Annotated in this window: 14 protein-coding genes and 1 tRNA gene; 11 read left to right on the forward strand and 4 right to left on the reverse strand. The window is 68.5% G+C overall.

The annotated features are described in order from the left end of the window. Positions 1-172: 172 nt before the first annotated feature. Both RU09_RS09020 and RU09_RS09025 read left to right on the forward strand, forming a co-directional pair. Entirely contained in the window at positions 173-1390 is a 1218-nt protein-coding gene (locus RU09_RS09020; RefSeq protein WP_042539760.1) for a sensor histidine kinase, read from the forward strand. After that, on the forward strand, positions 1387-2070 hold the full coding sequence (locus RU09_RS09025) for a response regulator transcription factor (RefSeq protein WP_042539762.1): 684 nt from the start codon (positions 1387-1389) through the stop codon (positions 2068-2070). Before RU09_RS09020 ends, RU09_RS09025 begins: the two co-directional genes overlap by 4 nt. A 69-nt stretch (positions 2071-2139) precedes the next feature. Here RU09_RS09025 and RU09_RS09030 read toward each other — a convergent pair whose 3' ends face one another. After that, positions 2140-2673, reverse strand: coding sequence for a hypothetical protein (locus RU09_RS09030; protein WP_042539764.1), 534 nt, complete (start codon positions 2671-2673; stop codon positions 2140-2142). A 135-nt stretch (positions 2674-2808) separates the two neighbouring features. Here RU09_RS09030 and RU09_RS09035 point away from each other — a divergent pair, with 135 nt between their 5' ends. The 6 genes from RU09_RS09035 (at position 2809) to RU09_RS09060 (ending at position 8389) form a co-directional block, all read left to right on the forward strand. Beyond that, the gene (locus tag RU09_RS09035; RefSeq protein WP_042539766.1) at positions 2809-3291 is read left to right on the forward strand and encodes a CarD family transcriptional regulator; all 483 of its coding nucleotides are present in this window, start codon (positions 2809-2811) and stop codon (positions 3289-3291) included. 67 nt (positions 3292-3358) lie between these two features. Continuing rightward, the gene (gene ispD / locus RU09_RS09040; protein ID WP_042539875.1) at positions 3359-4576 is read left to right on the forward strand and encodes a 2-C-methyl-D-erythritol 4-phosphate cytidylyltransferase; all 1218 of its coding nucleotides are present in this window, start codon (positions 3359-3361) and stop codon (positions 4574-4576) included. Positions 4577-4665: 89 nt separating this feature from the next. Next, positions 4666-5256 (forward strand): short chain dehydrogenase, encoded by a 591-nt coding sequence (locus RU09_RS09045; protein WP_042539768.1) that lies wholly within the window; start codon positions 4666-4668, stop codon positions 5254-5256. A gap of 73 nt (positions 5257-5329) precedes the next feature. Further along, the gene (gene cysS / locus RU09_RS09050; RefSeq protein ID WP_042539770.1) at positions 5330-6736 is read left to right on the forward strand and encodes a cysteine--tRNA ligase; all 1407 of its coding nucleotides are present in this window, start codon (positions 5330-5332) and stop codon (positions 6734-6736) included. Beyond that, complete coding sequence (gene rlmB, locus RU09_RS09055; protein WP_042539772.1) at positions 6729-7736, forward strand: 23S rRNA (guanosine(2251)-2'-O)-methyltransferase RlmB; 1008 nt, start codon at positions 6729-6731, stop codon at positions 7734-7736. The genes cysS and rlmB overlap by 8 nt, the downstream gene beginning before the upstream one ends. An 11-nt stretch (positions 7737-7747) precedes the next feature. Next, positions 7748-8389, forward strand: coding sequence for an NAD(P)-dependent oxidoreductase (locus RU09_RS09060; protein WP_042539774.1), 642 nt, complete (start codon positions 7748-7750; stop codon positions 8387-8389). A gap of 10 nt (positions 8390-8399) precedes the next feature. Here RU09_RS09060 and RU09_RS09065 read toward each other — a convergent pair whose 3' ends face one another. After that, positions 8400-9704, reverse strand: coding sequence for a DUF4032 domain-containing protein (locus RU09_RS09065; RefSeq protein WP_042539777.1), 1305 nt, complete (start codon positions 9702-9704; stop codon positions 8400-8402). A 77-nt stretch (positions 9705-9781) separates the two neighbouring features. Next, positions 9782-10885 (reverse strand): ABC transporter ATP-binding protein, encoded by a 1104-nt coding sequence (locus RU09_RS09070; RefSeq protein WP_042539779.1) that lies wholly within the window; start codon positions 10883-10885, stop codon positions 9782-9784. Positions 10886-11114: 229 nt separating this feature from the next. Between RU09_RS09070 and RU09_RS09075 the strand changes: the two genes are divergently transcribed. Both RU09_RS09075 and RU09_RS09080 read left to right on the forward strand, forming a co-directional pair. Further along, on the forward strand, positions 11115-12089 hold the full coding sequence (locus RU09_RS09075) for a DsbA family protein (protein ID WP_042539781.1): 975 nt from the start codon (positions 11115-11117) through the stop codon (positions 12087-12089). A gap of 42 nt (positions 12090-12131) precedes the next feature. Continuing rightward, positions 12132-12207 (forward strand) — tRNA-Thr (locus RU09_RS09080). Between the two features lie 100 nt (positions 12208-12307). Here the strand turns inward: RU09_RS09080 and RU09_RS09085 are convergent. Continuing rightward, complete coding sequence (locus RU09_RS09085; RefSeq protein ID WP_231567499.1) at positions 12308-12772, reverse strand: hypothetical protein; 465 nt, start codon at positions 12770-12772, stop codon at positions 12308-12310. A 282-nt stretch (positions 12773-13054) separates the two neighbouring features. Between RU09_RS09085 and RU09_RS09090 the strand changes: the two genes are divergently transcribed. Beyond that, complete coding sequence (locus RU09_RS09090; RefSeq protein ID WP_042539785.1) at positions 13055-14008, forward strand: aldo/keto reductase; 954 nt, start codon at positions 13055-13057, stop codon at positions 14006-14008. Positions 14009-14012: the final 4 nt, after the last annotated feature.

Raw genomic sequence — 14012 nt, forward strand, 5'->3', positions numbered from 1 at the left:
GGCTGGGTCGTCCGCGCGGGAGGAGAGGTCCGCGCTCCCGCACAGGCCCGAAAGCGATTGTCTGCTTCGAAGGTTAACGAACGGTGCCCAGCACGTGAATAGTACTTCTCGCGTTGTTGCCAGCACAGGAGAACCCGCCGATCCGGCGGTGAACGCACTCTACGCTGTGGTTATGACCTTGCCGCAGATCGCGCTGCTCGCGTTGGCCGTCGGCCTCGTGATCGGCATCGGCCTATCGCTTCTCATCGCCTGGGCGTACCGCGCCAGGGCACGGGTCGCCGACGAGACGTCACTCGCCGTTCCGGCGGGCGTCACCGCGGTGCTGGGCAGCATGGACGACGCAGCCTGCGTGGTCGATTCCTCGGGGCTCGTGCTCGCCGTCTCCAAAGCAGCCACGCGATTCGGCATAGAGGTGGGAGCACCGCTGGAGAATCCCGAGCTGCGTCAGCTCGTGCGCGGCGGCCGCAACGACGGCGGCTCGGCGACCGAATCCCTGCGCATCACACGGGGCGGGCTCAGCCTCGATCCCCGACTCGTCTCGGCACGCGCGAGTGTGATCAGCCCCCGCATGACCCTGCTGATCATCCGCGATGTCACCGAGCAGGAGCGCCTGGATCAGATGCGCCGCGATTTCGTCGCCAACACCAGCCACGAGCTCAAGACCCCCGTCGGGGCGGTGACCCTGCTGGCCGAGGCCATCGAGTCCGCGGCGGACGATCCTGCGCAGGTGCGCCATTTCGCCACCCGGATCTCGGCCGAGGCCGCTCGTCTCGGTCAGCTGACCGGCCGCATCATGAGTCTGTCGAGGCTCCAGACCGACGACGCGCTGTCGGACGTGCGCCCCGTCTCGATCGACGAGGTGCTGGCGACCGCCCTCGAGGCGCATGTCGTGCAGGCCGACTCGGCCGGGGTCGAGCTCGCTCGCGGCGGCGACCGGGGAGTCTGGGTGCGCGGTGACTCGCAGATCCTGATCGAGGCATTCGGCAACCTCATCGCCAACGCGATCGTGTACTCCCCGAAGGGGTCCCGCGTCGGCATCGGAGTGAAGGCCGACGACGGTGTCGTCGAGATCGCGGTGTCCGACCAGGGCATCGGCATCGCGGAGGCGGATCGAGAGCGGATCTTCGAGCGCTTCTACCGTGCAGACGAGGCGAGGTCGCGCCGCACCGGCGGAACCGGACTCGGACTCTCGATCGTCAAGCACGCCACACAGCGCCACGGTGGCGAGGTGCGCCTCTGGTCGCGCCCCGGACGAGGCTCGACCTTCACCATCAGGCTTCCCACGATCGATGCTCCCCCGAGTATCGACAGGGACAAGAAGAACAAGAAGAAGCGCGAGCGCAAGGCGGCGAAGGCCGCAGCTCGCGTCCGAAACGGAGAGAACGCATGACCCGCATCCTTCTCGTCGAAGACGAGCCCGACCTCGCCGACCCGCTCGCCTATCTGCTGCGCCGAGAGGGGTACGAGGTCGAGATCGCCGAGGACGGCCCGGGGGCGCTGACCGCGTTCCGCGAGCGCGGCGCCGATGTGGTGCTCCTCGACCTGATGCTGCCCGGCATGCCGGGCACCGAGGTGTGCCGGCAGATCCGCTCGACCTCTGCCGTGCCGATCATCATGGTCACGGCCAAGGACTCGGAGGTGGACATCGTCGTCGGGCTCGAGCTCGGCGCCGACGACTACGTCACCAAGCCGTACTCGTCGCGTGAGCTGCTGGCTCGGATGCGTGCTGTGCTGCGCCGCGTGGTCCAGGCCGACAGCGAGCTCGACGAGCGCGTGCTCGACGGCGGCCGCGTCTCACTCGACATCGACCGCCACACGGTGACGGTCGCCGGTCAGCAGATCAACATGCCGCTGAAGGAGTTCGAACTTCTCGAGGTGCTCATGCGCAACTCGGGTCGCGTGCTCACGCGCGGCCAGCTGATCGACCGGGTGTGGGGCAGCGACTACTTCGGCGACACCAAGACCCTCGACGTGCACATCAAGCGCATCCGCTCGCGGATCGAGGAGAACCCGGGCGAGCCGGTCATGCTCGTCACCGTCCGGGGCCTCGGCTACCGCTTCGAGGGCTGAGCCCCAGCGCCGTACAGAAGAGGCCGTCACCCCGGGGGTGACGGCCTCTTCTTCAGCGTGTGCGCCGGATCACTCCGAGGGAGCGGGGGCGGCCGTGTCGGACGGGACCGGCTCGGGCGTGGGGGTCGACTTCGTGGCGCTGGGCACCAGGTCGGCGTAGTACGGCAGCGCGCCGTCGAGAACCGGGACCTCGGTCTTGGTGCCGGCGCCGTCACCCGACTGGAAGTGGATCTCGATCGTCGCACCGGGCATCGTGTCGAGGTCTTCGATGCGCAGCGGCTCCTCGTCGGCGCCGAAACTGACGGTCTTGCCTGCGGGCACCGACACGGTGAACGGGTCGAGCCCCTCGATCGTCATCGTGAGCGTGGCCTTCTCGGTGGTCGGGTTCACAACGGCGGCGACGAAGTTGCCGACGGAGCCGTCTTCGTTCGCGACGATGAACGCGTTGCGCACGTCGATCGGGCCGTCCGAGTCCGAGACGTTGACGCCGTCCGAGGCCGAGTACTGGACCTCCGTCGACTGCGGCGTAATGAACGTGCAGCCGGTCGCGCCGAGAAGAACGAGGGCGCTGATGGCGGCAGACGCAACAAGGCGCGATTTCACGGGTCCTCCTGAGGTCCGACGGGATATCCGCATCCATTCTATGCGCATGCGGGGTGCCCCCTGAGGACGTGGAGGCGCGAACCTTAGCGCATTCCCCCTGTGGTATCCTTGAGGTTGCCGAAAGGACAAGTTTTTATGCTTTTTGAGGTTGGCGAAACTGTCGTCTATCCGCACCATGGCGCTGCGACCATCATCGAGGTCAAGGAGCGCATCATCAAGGGTGAGGCGAAGAAATACCTGAAGCTCAACGTCACCCAGGGGGACCTCATCATCGAGGTGCCCGCTGAGAACGTCGATCTCGTCGGGGTCCGCGATGTCATCGGCCGAGAGGGCCTCGACGCTGTGTTCGAGGTGCTTCGCGCGCCGTTCACCGAAGAGCCGACCAACTGGTCGCGTCGTTACAAGGCGAACCTCGAGAAGCTCGCCTCCGGCGATGTCATCAAGGTGAGCGAGGTCGTGCGCGACCTGTGGCGTCGTGACCAGGACCGCGGGCTGTCTGCGGGTGAGAAGCGGATGCTGGCCAAGGCGCGTCAGATCCTCATCTCCGAGCTCGCGCTCGCTGAGAAGACCGACGAGGACAAGGCGAGCGCACTGCTCGACGAGGTCCTCGCGTCCTGAGTGGACTGAGAGAAGGCGGGTGCTTCGGCATCCGCCTTTTTTCGTGCGCGCCGGTAACGTGAACCTGGTGAGCATCCTTCCCGTTCCTGACACCGCGATCATCGTCGTCGCCGCCGGTTCCGGCACCCGACTGGATGCCGGAGCGCCCAAGGCGTTCGTCGGCATCGACACGCATTCGATCCTCCGCCACGCGCTCGACGGCGTCTTCGCCGCCGCCCCCGCCCAGGTCATCGTCGTCGCGCCTGCCGGGTTCGAGGGCGATGCCGAGACCGAGGTCCGCGCAGCCGCCGGCGACCGCATCGATCTCGGCAGGGTCGTGACGGGCGGGGCTACGCGGCAGGAGTCCGTCTCCGCCGGTCTCGCAGCGCTGTGGGGCGATGTCACGCGAGTGCTCGTTCATGACGCGGCGCGCGCTCTGACGCCCCCCGAGATCATCGATGCGGTGGCGGCGGCCATCGACGGCGAGAGCGGGGTGATCCCGACGCTCCCGGTCGTCGACACGCTGAAGCGGGTCGAGGGGGATGCCGTCATCGCGCCGGTCGATCGCTCCGAGCTCGCCGCGGCGCAGACTCCTCAGGGGTTCCCGCGGGCTCTGCTCGAGGCCGCATACGAAGCGGCGGCCGCGTCGGGCATCGAGTACACCGACGATGCGGCGCTGTTCGCGGCGGCCGGGCATCTCGTGCGACAGATCGCCGGGTCGCCTCGCGGATTCAAGATCACCACGCCGGCCGACCTCGAGCGCGCCCGTCATCTGCTGGCGGACGTGCAGACGCCGACGTCCGTGCCGGACTCCGCACCGGACTCCACATGGACCGGACCCCGGGTCGGGCTCGGCACGGATGTGCACGCGTTCGGCGGAGACGGCAACCTGTGGCTGGCCGGCATCGAATGGCCGGGCGAGCGAGCGCTCTCGGGTCACTCCGACGGCGACGCCGTGGCCCATGCGATGGTCGATGCCCTGCTGGGCGCCGCAGGGCTCGGCGACATCGGCGAGCACTTCGGCACCGCGCACCCCGAGTACGCCGGCGCTCACGCAGAGGTCTTCCTCGCCCGCACCCGCGAGCTCCTCCACGAAGCGGGCTATGCGATCGGCAACGTGTCGGTGCAGTTCCAGGGCAATCGACCGCGCTTCAGCGGCCGCCGTGCCGAGGCTGAGCGGGTGCTCTCGGCGGCACTCGGCGGCGCGCCGGTCTCGGTCACGGCCACCACCACCGACGGCTTGGGGTTCCCCGGGCGCGGTGAGGGCATCGCGGTGACCGCGGTCGCCATGGTCCACCCGACCTGACGCTGCGGACGGCATCGGGGAATGCGTCGGCATCCGCCGTCGTTGTGGGGCATCGTCGTGCGGCAGTCGCATGCGGAGAAGGAGGCGTCATGAGGATTCTCGTCATCGGAGCCGGCGGTCAGGTCGGACGAACCGCCGTCCACGCCTTGGACGGTCATGAGATCATCGCCGCGTCGCGCAGCAGTGAGCCCTCGGTGGACGTCACGGATCCGGCTTCCGTCGAACGCCTGTTCGCGACAGTCGGCCAGGTCGATGCCGTGATCGTCGCGGTGGGGGAGGTGCCGTTCCGGCCCCTCGACGGGCTGACCCGTGGAGACTACGAATCCGCTTTCCGCGGCAAGGTGCTGTCGCAGCTCGACGTCGTGCGCATCGGCACGTCGTTCGTGCGCGACCGCGGGTCGTTCACCCTGACCTCCGGCATCCTCGCGCGTGAGCCCATCGCGGCGGGCGCCGCCGCGTCGTTCGCGAACGGGGCCGTCGAGTCCTTCGTGCTCGCGGCGGCCACCGAACTGCCCCGCGGCATCCGCATCAACGCCGTGAGCCCGTCGGTGCTCGAGGATGCGCCGTCGTATCACTCGTCGTTCCCCGGCTTCGTGCCCGTGTCGTCGCACCGCGTCGGACAGGCGTACGCGAAGAGCGTGCTCGGAGTGCAGACCGGGCAGGTGTTCCCGGTCGACTGAGGGTCGGCGAGGCGGTTCGAGGGCCCGGGGTCACACCCAGTCAACGGGATCGGCGGCCCGGTAAGCTTGTGCGGTGACTCTCCGCCTCTACGACACCCGCGCACAGCAGCTGCGCGACTTCGTGCCTCTCGATCCCGAGAACGTCACGATGTATGTCTGCGGACCCACGGTGCAGTCGGGCCCTCACATCGGGCACGTCCGCGCAGCTCTGAGCTTCGATCTGCTGCGACGCTGGCTGACGCACCGGTACGGCCGGGTCACGTTCGTGCGCAACGTCACGGACATCGACGACAAGGTGCTCGCGAACGCGACCGACACCGAGCCCTGGTGGGCGCTGGCGTACCGGATGGAGCAGGAGTTCACCGCGGCGTATGCCGGAGTCGGCATCCTTCCGCCGACCTACGAGCCCCGCGCGACGGCCTCCGTGCCCCAGATGCAGGAGATCATCGCGACCCTCATCGAGCGCGGTCACGCGTACCCTGCGCCGGACGGCTCGGGAGATGTCTATTTCGACGTGCGCTCGTGGTCGGACTACGGCTCACTGACGAATCAGTCGATCGACGCCATGGAGGCAGCGGAGGACGCCGACCCCCGAGGCAAGCGCACCCCTCAGGACTTCGCGCTCTGGAAGGGCGCGAAGGTCGATGAGCAGGCGGATGCCACGTGGCAGTCTCCCTGGGGCGCGGGCCGCCCTGGCTGGCACATCGAGTGCTCGGCGATGTCGAAGCGCTACCTCGGCCCCGAGTTCGACATCCACGGCGGCGGCCTCGATCTGCGCTTCCCGCACCACGAGAACGAGCTCGCGCAGTCGACCGCTGCCGGAGACCGCTTCGCGAGGTACTGGGTGCACAACGGCCTCGTGACGGTGGGCGGGCAGAAGATGTCGAAGTCCCTCGGCAACTTCACGCTCGCTCGCGATGTGCTCGCCGAACGCGACCCGCAGGTCGTGCGCTACGCGCTCGCCGCCGCGCACTACCGGTCGAGCCTCGACCTCTCGGAGTCGTCGTGGACCGAGGCCGAGGCGGCGCTGGGGCGGATCCGCACGTTCGTCGAACGCGCGGAGCGCATGCTCCCCCGGGCGATCGGCTGGGCGGAGCCCACCCCGATGCCCGACGCCTTCGCGACCGCGATGGATGACGACCTCGGCATTCCGCAGGCGCTCGGGGTGCTGCACGACACGGTGCGCGCAGGCAACGCGGCGCTCGACGCGGGCGACATCGACGGTGCGGCCTCGGCGAGGCACGAGGTCATCGCGATGCTCGACGTGCTCGGATTCGATCGTGTCGGTGAGGCGTCGGGAGGCGGCGACGCGCAGGCGTCCGCTCTCGACACGCTCGTGCAGACGATGATCACGCAGCGTGCGCAGGCGCGCGCTGACAAGGACTGGGCGGCGGCCGATCGCATTCGTGATGCGATCGCCGCCGCAGGAATCACGCTGGAGGACTCTCCGGCCGGAACTCATTGGAGTATCGATGGCTAAGCCAGGCAACCCCTCAGCGGGCAAGGGCAAGAAGAAGGGCCCGAGCAAGGGCACAGGCGGACTCGGGCGCAAGGCGCTCGAGGGCCGCGGACCGACCCCCAAGGCCGAGGACCGCGCATGGCACCCTGCCGGCAAGCGCAAGGCCGCGGCCGAGCGCTATGCGGCGTCCGGTGGAAAGGGCAAGCCGGGGCAGCGTCAGACCGCCGGCGGCAACCCCAACCGCTCGGCACGCGCGAAGGACAACACCACCGAGGTCGAGGTCGTCACCGGCCGCAACTCGGTGCTCGAGGCTCTGCGTGCGAAGATCCCCGCGTCGGCGTTCTACATCGCGCAGCGCGTCGAGATGGACGACCGCGTGAAGGAGATGCTGTCGCTCGCGACCAACCGCGGCATCCCGGTGCTCGAGGTCACGCGCCAGGAGCTCGACCGCATGGCCGGGTACGACGGAGTGCACCAGGGCGTCGCCGTCAAGGTTCCGCCCTACGAGTACGCCCACCCGCAGGATCTGCTCGAGGCAGTGATCGACAAGGGCGAGGTTCCGCTGTTCGTCGCCCTCGACGGCATCACCGACCCGCGCAACCTCGGCGCGATCATCCGCTCGACCGGTGCTTTCGGCGGCCACGGCATCATCCTGCCGCAGCGTCGCTCGGCCGGTGTGAACTCCGCGGCCTGGAAGACCAGCGCCGGCGCGGCAGCGCGTGTGCCGGTCGCTCTCGCGACGAACCTCACGACGCAGCTCAAGGAGTTCAAGAAGCAGGGTGTGTTCGTGCTCGGCCTCGACGGCGACGGCGACGTGCTGCTGCCCGAGCTGCAGCTCGCAGACCGTCCTGTCGTGATCGTCACCGGTTCCGAGGGCAAGGGCCTGTCGCGCCTCGTCGCCGAGACCTGCGACCAGATCGTGTCGATCCCGATCTCTGCTGTGACCGAGTCGCTCAACGCCGGTATCGCGACCTCGGTCGCGCTGTACCAGGTGTCGACCATCCGCAACGCGAAGAAGTAGGGGAGAAGCTCATGGCTCGCATCGTCGTGCTCGGGGGAACCGGCTATGCCGGACGCCACATCGTCTCGGAGGCGGTGAGCCGCGGGCACGAGGTCGTCTCGGTCTCTCGCTCCGCACCGTCGAACCCGGTCGAGGGTGCGCAGAACGTCCAGGGGTCCGTGCTCGACCTCGCGAGCCTGGGCGACGTCTTCGACGGTGCTGACGCCGTCGTGTCGGCATTGTCTCCTCGCGGCGACATGGAGAACTCGGTGCTCGATGCGCTCGGCGGCCTCGTCGAGAAGCTGAGCGGCACCGAGACGCGCCTCGGCGTGGTCGGCGGCGCGGGCGGAAGCCTGATCGCCCCCGGAGGGCCGCGACTCTTCGACCAGGGCTTCCCGGAGGAGTACAAGCACGAGGCGCAGGTCGGCATCGACTCGCTCGCGCTGCTGGAGCAGACCGACGACTCGCTCGACTGGTTCTTCATCCACCCCGCCGAGGTCTTCGGACCCTGGGCGGAGGGCGAGCGCACCGGTCACTACCGCGATGGCGGCGACGTCATCGTGCGCGACGCCGACGGCAAGTCGTTCATCTCGGGTGGCGACTTCGCCGTCGCCGTGGTCGACGAGATCGAGCAGGGCAACCACCACCGCGAGCGCTTCACGGTCGGTTACTGAGGCTGCACGGTCAGACCAGGTCGCGCCAGTCGACCTCGTCGTCGTCATCGGCGACCGGATTCGTGCCGGTGACGACGGGCAGGCTCATCGTCTCGGTGGGCGGGCCCATGATGGTCGCCTCGTCGCGGCGGTGCCGCAGCACCTCGTTGATGTAGCTCGTCAGCACCTCGGCGAGCGGAACGGAGCGTCCCTGGGCCTGTGACAGGTACCACCGGTGCTCGAGGACCTGGTGGAACACCTCGGCGGGTTCGAGCTTGGCCCGCAGCTCCCAGGGGATCGCACGGACGACCGGTTCGAAGACGCGGGTCAGCCACTCGTGCGCGTACATCTCCTCGTCGGCCCACTGCTTGGTGGAGCGCGCGCGGAACTCATCGAGGTCGTTGAGCAGGCGTCGAGCCTGGTTCTCTTCGACGTCGAGGCCGGTCAGACGGATCAGGCGACGCTGGTGGTGTCCCGCGTCGACGACCTTGGGTTGGATCTCGACGACGGTGCCGTCGGAGGTCGTCGACATCGACATCTCATCGATGTCGAACCCGAGGGCGTTGAGACGCTCGACACGTTCGGTGATGCGCCAGGTCTCGGCAGAGGCGAAAGACTCCTGCGCGGTCAACTCGGCCCACAGCGAGCGATATGACGAGACGATGCCGTCGGCGATCGCGACCGCATCGACGCCGTGCTCCAGGCGCCCGCCGGCGGCGAGGTCCATGATCTCGCCGGCGATGTTGGTGCGGGCGAGGTCGAGATCGTAGGCGCGCTGGCCGTCGGTCAGTCCCTCCTCGTGCAGCTCGCCGGTCTCGGCATCGACGAGGTAGGCCGCGTACGCACCGGCGTCGCGGCGAAAGAGCGTGTTCGACAGCGACACGTCGCCCCAGTAGAAGCCGACGTTGTGCAGGCGCACGAGCAGCACGGCCAGGGCGTCGACGAGACGCGTGGCGGTGTCGGGGCGCAGCACGCGGGTGAAGAGCGCACGGTAGGGCATGGAGAACCGCAGGTGCGATGTGACGAGGGCGGCAGCGAGCGGTTCGCCGTCGGCATCCGAGCGCCCGGCGATCACTGCGACGCGGTCGACGCAGGGCACGTCGAGCCTGGCGAGGTTGCCGAGCATCTCGTACTCGCGCCTCGCCATCTCATCGGTCGTCTCCTTGACGGCGACGACCTTGCCCGACAGATCGGCGAACCGCACGAGATGGCGCGAGAGCCCCTTCGGGAGCGACACGATCAACTCGGACGGCCACTTGGCGAGCGGTGTCGACCAGGGCAGCGCGAGCAGTCCCGGATCGATCGAGCTCGCGGTGATCCGCAGCGCATCCTGCATGTCTCTCCAGTCGGTGGGGGAAAAGAAGAAGCGGCGCGGGCGACCGAAGTCAGCCCGCGCCGCGTCCGTGGATCCGATCAGGCGGAGACGATCGGCTTGTCGTTCAGGCGCACGCCCGACTCGATGTCGAACGCGTGCACGTGGCCCGCGTTCGCCGCGAGGGTGACGGTCTCGCCGGCGTTGGGGTGGCTGCGGCCGTCGACACGAGCGACCAGGTCGGCGCGCTTGCCGTTGATCTCGGTGTGACCGTAGAGGTAGCCGTCGGCGCCGAGCTCCTCGACGAGGTCGACGACGACCGAGAGGCCCTTGCCGTCGGCCGGGCCGACGGTGATGTCCTCGGGGCGCACACCCACGGTGACCTGCGAGCCGTTGGCGCGGCCGACCGTGTCGCGGTCGAGCGGGACGACCTCGGTGCCGAAGCGCACACCGCCCTCAGCCAGGTCTGCGCTGAACAGGTTCATGGCAGGCGAGCCGATGAAGCCGGCGACGAACACGTTCTCGGGCTTCTCGTACAGGTCGCGCGGCGTTCCGACCTGCTGGAGCAGGCCGTCCTTGAGCACGGCGATGCGGTCGCCCATGGTGAGCGCCTCGGTCTGGTCGTGCGTGACGTAGACCGTGGTGACGCCGAGACGACGCTGCAGCGACGCGATCTGCGTACGGGTCTGGACGCGGAGCTTGGCGTCGAGGTTCGACAGCGGCTCGTCCATGAGGAAGACCTGGGGCTGACGGACGATCGCACGGCCCATGGCGACACGCTGACGCTGACCACCCGAGAGGGCCTTCGGCTTGCGGGTCAGGTACTCCTCGAGGTCGAGCAGCTTCGCGGCCTCCAGAACGCGGGTCGCACGCTCTTCCTTGCCGACGCCGGCGATCTTGAGCGCGAAGCCCATGTTCTCGGCGACGGTCATGTGCGGGTACAGCGCGTAGTTCTGGAACACCATCGCGATGTCGCGGTCCTTCGGCGGCACGTCGGTGACGTCGCGGTCACCGATCAGGATGCGCCCTGCGTTGACCTCTTCGAGGCCGGCGAGCATGCGAAGCGAGGTGGACTTTCCGCAGCCGGACGGGCCGACGAGGACGAGGAACTCGCCGTCGGCGACCTCGAGGTTGAGCTTGTCGACAGCCGGGCGGGTTCCGCCGGGGTAGAGGCGGGTGGCCTCGTCGAAAGTCACAGATGCCATTGTGTTTCTCCTTCACCGGCAGGTACGTGCCGGACGATCCGTAGTGATAGAGCGGCGGAGCGATCCACCGTGACCCCTCATCGGGTCGGAATCAGTATGGCAGAAGCTCGTCCATCTGGGTATTTCTCAGCCTGGCTGGTTAACATCGATCTCGGCCGCCTTTCGCGGCGTTCGCCGCCCGAGTGGCGTCCGGGGCCACCCTGCCCCCCTGAGACTGTCTAGAGGAACGATGTCGAGCGACGAGACGCCGAACGTCCCCAGCCCTCGCAACACGCGTGAGGCCGTGCGGGAGAAGGCCCAGAAGGTGCACGCCCAGCAGTCGAGGGCGCGCGTGATGCGACGGATCATCCTCGGCGCGATCGCCATCGTCGCCGTGGGCGCCATCGGCACCGCCATCACCCTCGCCGTCTCGGCGCAGGTGTCGAAGCCCCAGCTCACGCCGGGCGGCATGGACGACGACGGCATCCTCGTCTCGGACATCAGTGCGTCCGCGATGTCGGATTCGACCGTCGCACCCCCGAGCCCGGGAGAGACGGAAGCGGGTGGCGAGGCCACGCCGACCCCGGAGCCCACCACCTCGAGCACGGTCGACATCCACATCTACGTCGATTACCTGTCGCCGGATGCCGGCGAGTTCGAGCGCGCGAACGCGCGTCAGCTCGTCAACTGGATCTCCGAGGGAGCGGCCACCGTCACCTACCACCCGGTCGCCCTGCTCACCGCGAGCTCGAACGGCACCAAGTACTCGCTGCGTTCCGCGGCAGCCGCGGCCTGCGTCGCCACGCACTCGCCCGCGCAGTTCTACGCGTTCAACCACGACCTGCTCGACGATCAGCCAGAGGTGAACACCGACGGCTTCTCGGATGCGCAGCTGGCCGACATCGCCGGCGCAGTCGGCTCGGACAACGTGAAGAGCGTCCGATCGTGCATCGAGGACCAGGACTACGTCACGTGGGCGAAGGAAGCCACCTCGCGCGCTCTCGAGGGCCCGCTCGTCGGCTCGGACGATCTCGTGCTCACCGCCGCTCCCATGATCGTCGTGAACGGCGAGGCCTATGTGGGCGCGCTCGACGACCCGAGCGAGTTCTCGCAGTTCGTTCTCACCGTCGCCAGCGACGCCTACTACGCCACGGAGACCCCGACGCCGGCCCCGACGCCCACCGAGACCACGGAGCCCGCTCCCTCGGAGACTCCCGCGTCGTAGTTCGTCGGCCCCCGCCGCCCATCGCTAAGCTGGGAGGCGTCCGCCGACTTGGCGCAATTGGTAGCGCACCGTACTTGTAATACGGGGGTTGCAGGTTCGAGTCCTGTAGTCGGCACCAGACGCGAAGGCCCGCGTCCCCTTGACAGCACCGGGGACGCGGGCCTTCTTCGTGTCTGGGCGAGGAGCTTTGCCCATGCCTCCGCCTCGCGGCGAGAGGCTCACCGCAGGCCGTCTTCGCAATCGCTCCCCGGTCGTGCTCTCGACCACAGCGCGTACTCGCCACCGTCGTCCGTGTCGATCAACCATGGAGGGAACTCGACGTACCGGTCCATGGCCAGGCCCCACGACGCGTCCGCTCGCGTCGATTCGGGGTCGTCGGCGGGCAGTTCATCCTCTGTCGTCCAGTGCTCCGCCGGATGGTCCTTCGCCCATTCGTAGATGAGCTGACCTGTGTCGGACCAGTCACGTTCGTTCATGCTCTCGGCGATGTCGGCAGGCATCCGCACGCGTTCCGACGTGCTGTAGTCGTATGTGCAGGAGTAGGTTCGCCCGTCGTCGCCGACATAGCTCAAGGAGATCGTCACGTCGGTGGTGAGCCACGGCCTCTGGCCTATGGCGATCACGGCGACGAGGGCCCCGATGACGACCACGGCGGTCGCAGTGAGCGCGATCAGCCATCGCACACCCCGTCGCCTTCGAACGAGTCCGGAAGGCGGCGGAACAGAACGAGTCACCGGCGGTTCCTTTCCCGTCGCAGGCGTCCAGCTGTGCGGCATGCGCAGCATCCGCAGGTTGCAGCGAGCTGACCCCGCGTGAAGTCACCAAGTTACCGCGCCTCACCGGCGAGCGGCGGGTGCACGCCGAGGACGCGCTGCGAGGCGGAGCCGGTGAAGGAGTGCTCCGGGGCGAGTGACACGCGACGTCACACACGAAATAGTGCGCGGGGGTGACGGGTTGTCCCGAGTATGACTCGTATCGGAAACAGTGACCTTGACGTCTTCCCGCTCTCGCTCGGCGGCAACGTATTCGGCTGGACGGCCGATCGCGAGGCATCGTTCGCGGTGCTCGACGCGTTCGTCGACGGGGGTGGCGACTTCATCGACACGGCAGACGGCTACAGCGCCTGGGTGCCCGGCAACTCAGGCGGCGAGAGCGAGACGATCATCGGCGAGTGGCTCGCGTCTCGCCAGCCGAAGGGCGTCGTCGTCGCGACCAAGGTGAGCCAGCACCCGGACTACAAGGGCCTCTCGGCGTCGAACGTCCGCCGGGCCGCCGAAACATCGCTCGCTCGCCTGGGTGTCGACACGATCGACCTCTACTACGCGCACTTCGACGATGAGACGGTTCCGCTGGAGGAGACGGTCGCGGCCTTCGGCGAGCTCGTCTCCGACGGTCTCGTGCGCCACGTCGCGGTGTCGAACTACACGGCAGAGCGCATCCGCGAGTGGGTCGAGATCGCCCGCCGCACAGGAGTCGCGCTGCCGGTCGCCGTGCAGCCGCACTACAACCTCGTGCACCGGAACGACGTCGAGGAGACGATCATCCCGGTGGCCCAGGAGTTCGGCCTCAGCCTCGTGCCCTACTACTCGCTGGCGAGCGGCTTCCTCACCGGCAAGTACCGCTCGGTCGACGTCGAAGGGCAGACGTCTCCGCGTGCCTCCGGCGCGGCGAAGTACGCGACCGAGGCGGGACTGCGGATCATCGACACCCTCGAGGAGATCGGTGACGCGCACGGAGCCTCGATCGCTGCGACCTCGCTGGCCTGGCTGCGTGCCCAGCCGACGGTCGCCGCCCCCATCGCGAGCGCCCGCACGGTCGAGCAGGTTCCCGATCTCCTCGCCGGCGCGCGTCTCGAGCTGACCCCTGACGAGGTCGACGCTCTGAACCGCGTCTCGGAGTGGACCCCGGCGAAGGCCTGAGACC

It is taken from the genome of Microbacterium sp. MEJ108Y (assembly GCF_000834175.1).
Lineage (GTDB): Bacteria > Actinomycetota > Actinomycetes > Actinomycetales > Microbacteriaceae > Microbacterium > Microbacterium forte.

Coding starts and splice junctions, on each gene's coding strand:
- RU09_RS09020 (WP_042539760.1), top strand. CDS start 173: ATGACCTTGCCGCAGATCGCGCTGCTCGCGTTGGCCGTCGGCCTCGTG.
- RU09_RS09025 (WP_042539762.1), top strand. CDS start 1,387: ATGACCCGCATCCTTCTCGTCGAAGACGAGCCCGACCTCGCCGACCCG.
- RU09_RS09035 (WP_042539766.1), top strand. CDS start 2,809: ATGCTTTTTGAGGTTGGCGAAACTGTCGTCTATCCGCACCATGGCGCT.
- RU09_RS09045 (WP_042539768.1), top strand. CDS start 4,666: ATGAGGATTCTCGTCATCGGAGCCGGCGGTCAGGTCGGACGAACCGCC.
- rlmB (WP_042539772.1), top strand. CDS start 6,729: ATGGCTAAGCCAGGCAACCCCTCAGCGGGCAAGGGCAAGAAGAAGGGC.
- RU09_RS09060 (WP_042539774.1), top strand. CDS start 7,748: ATGGCTCGCATCGTCGTGCTCGGGGGAACCGGCTATGCCGGACGCCAC.
- RU09_RS09065 (WP_042539777.1), bottom strand. CDS start 9,704: ATGCAGGATGCGCTGCGGATCACCGCGAGCTCGATCGATCCGGGACTG.
- RU09_RS09070 (WP_042539779.1), bottom strand. CDS start 10,885: ATGGCATCTGTGACTTTCGACGAGGCCACCCGCCTCTACCCCGGCGGA.
- RU09_RS09075 (WP_042539781.1), top strand. CDS start 11,115: ATGTCGAGCGACGAGACGCCGAACGTCCCCAGCCCTCGCAACACGCGT.
- RU09_RS09090 (WP_042539785.1), top strand. CDS start 13,055: ATGACTCGTATCGGAAACAGTGACCTTGACGTCTTCCCGCTCTCGCTC.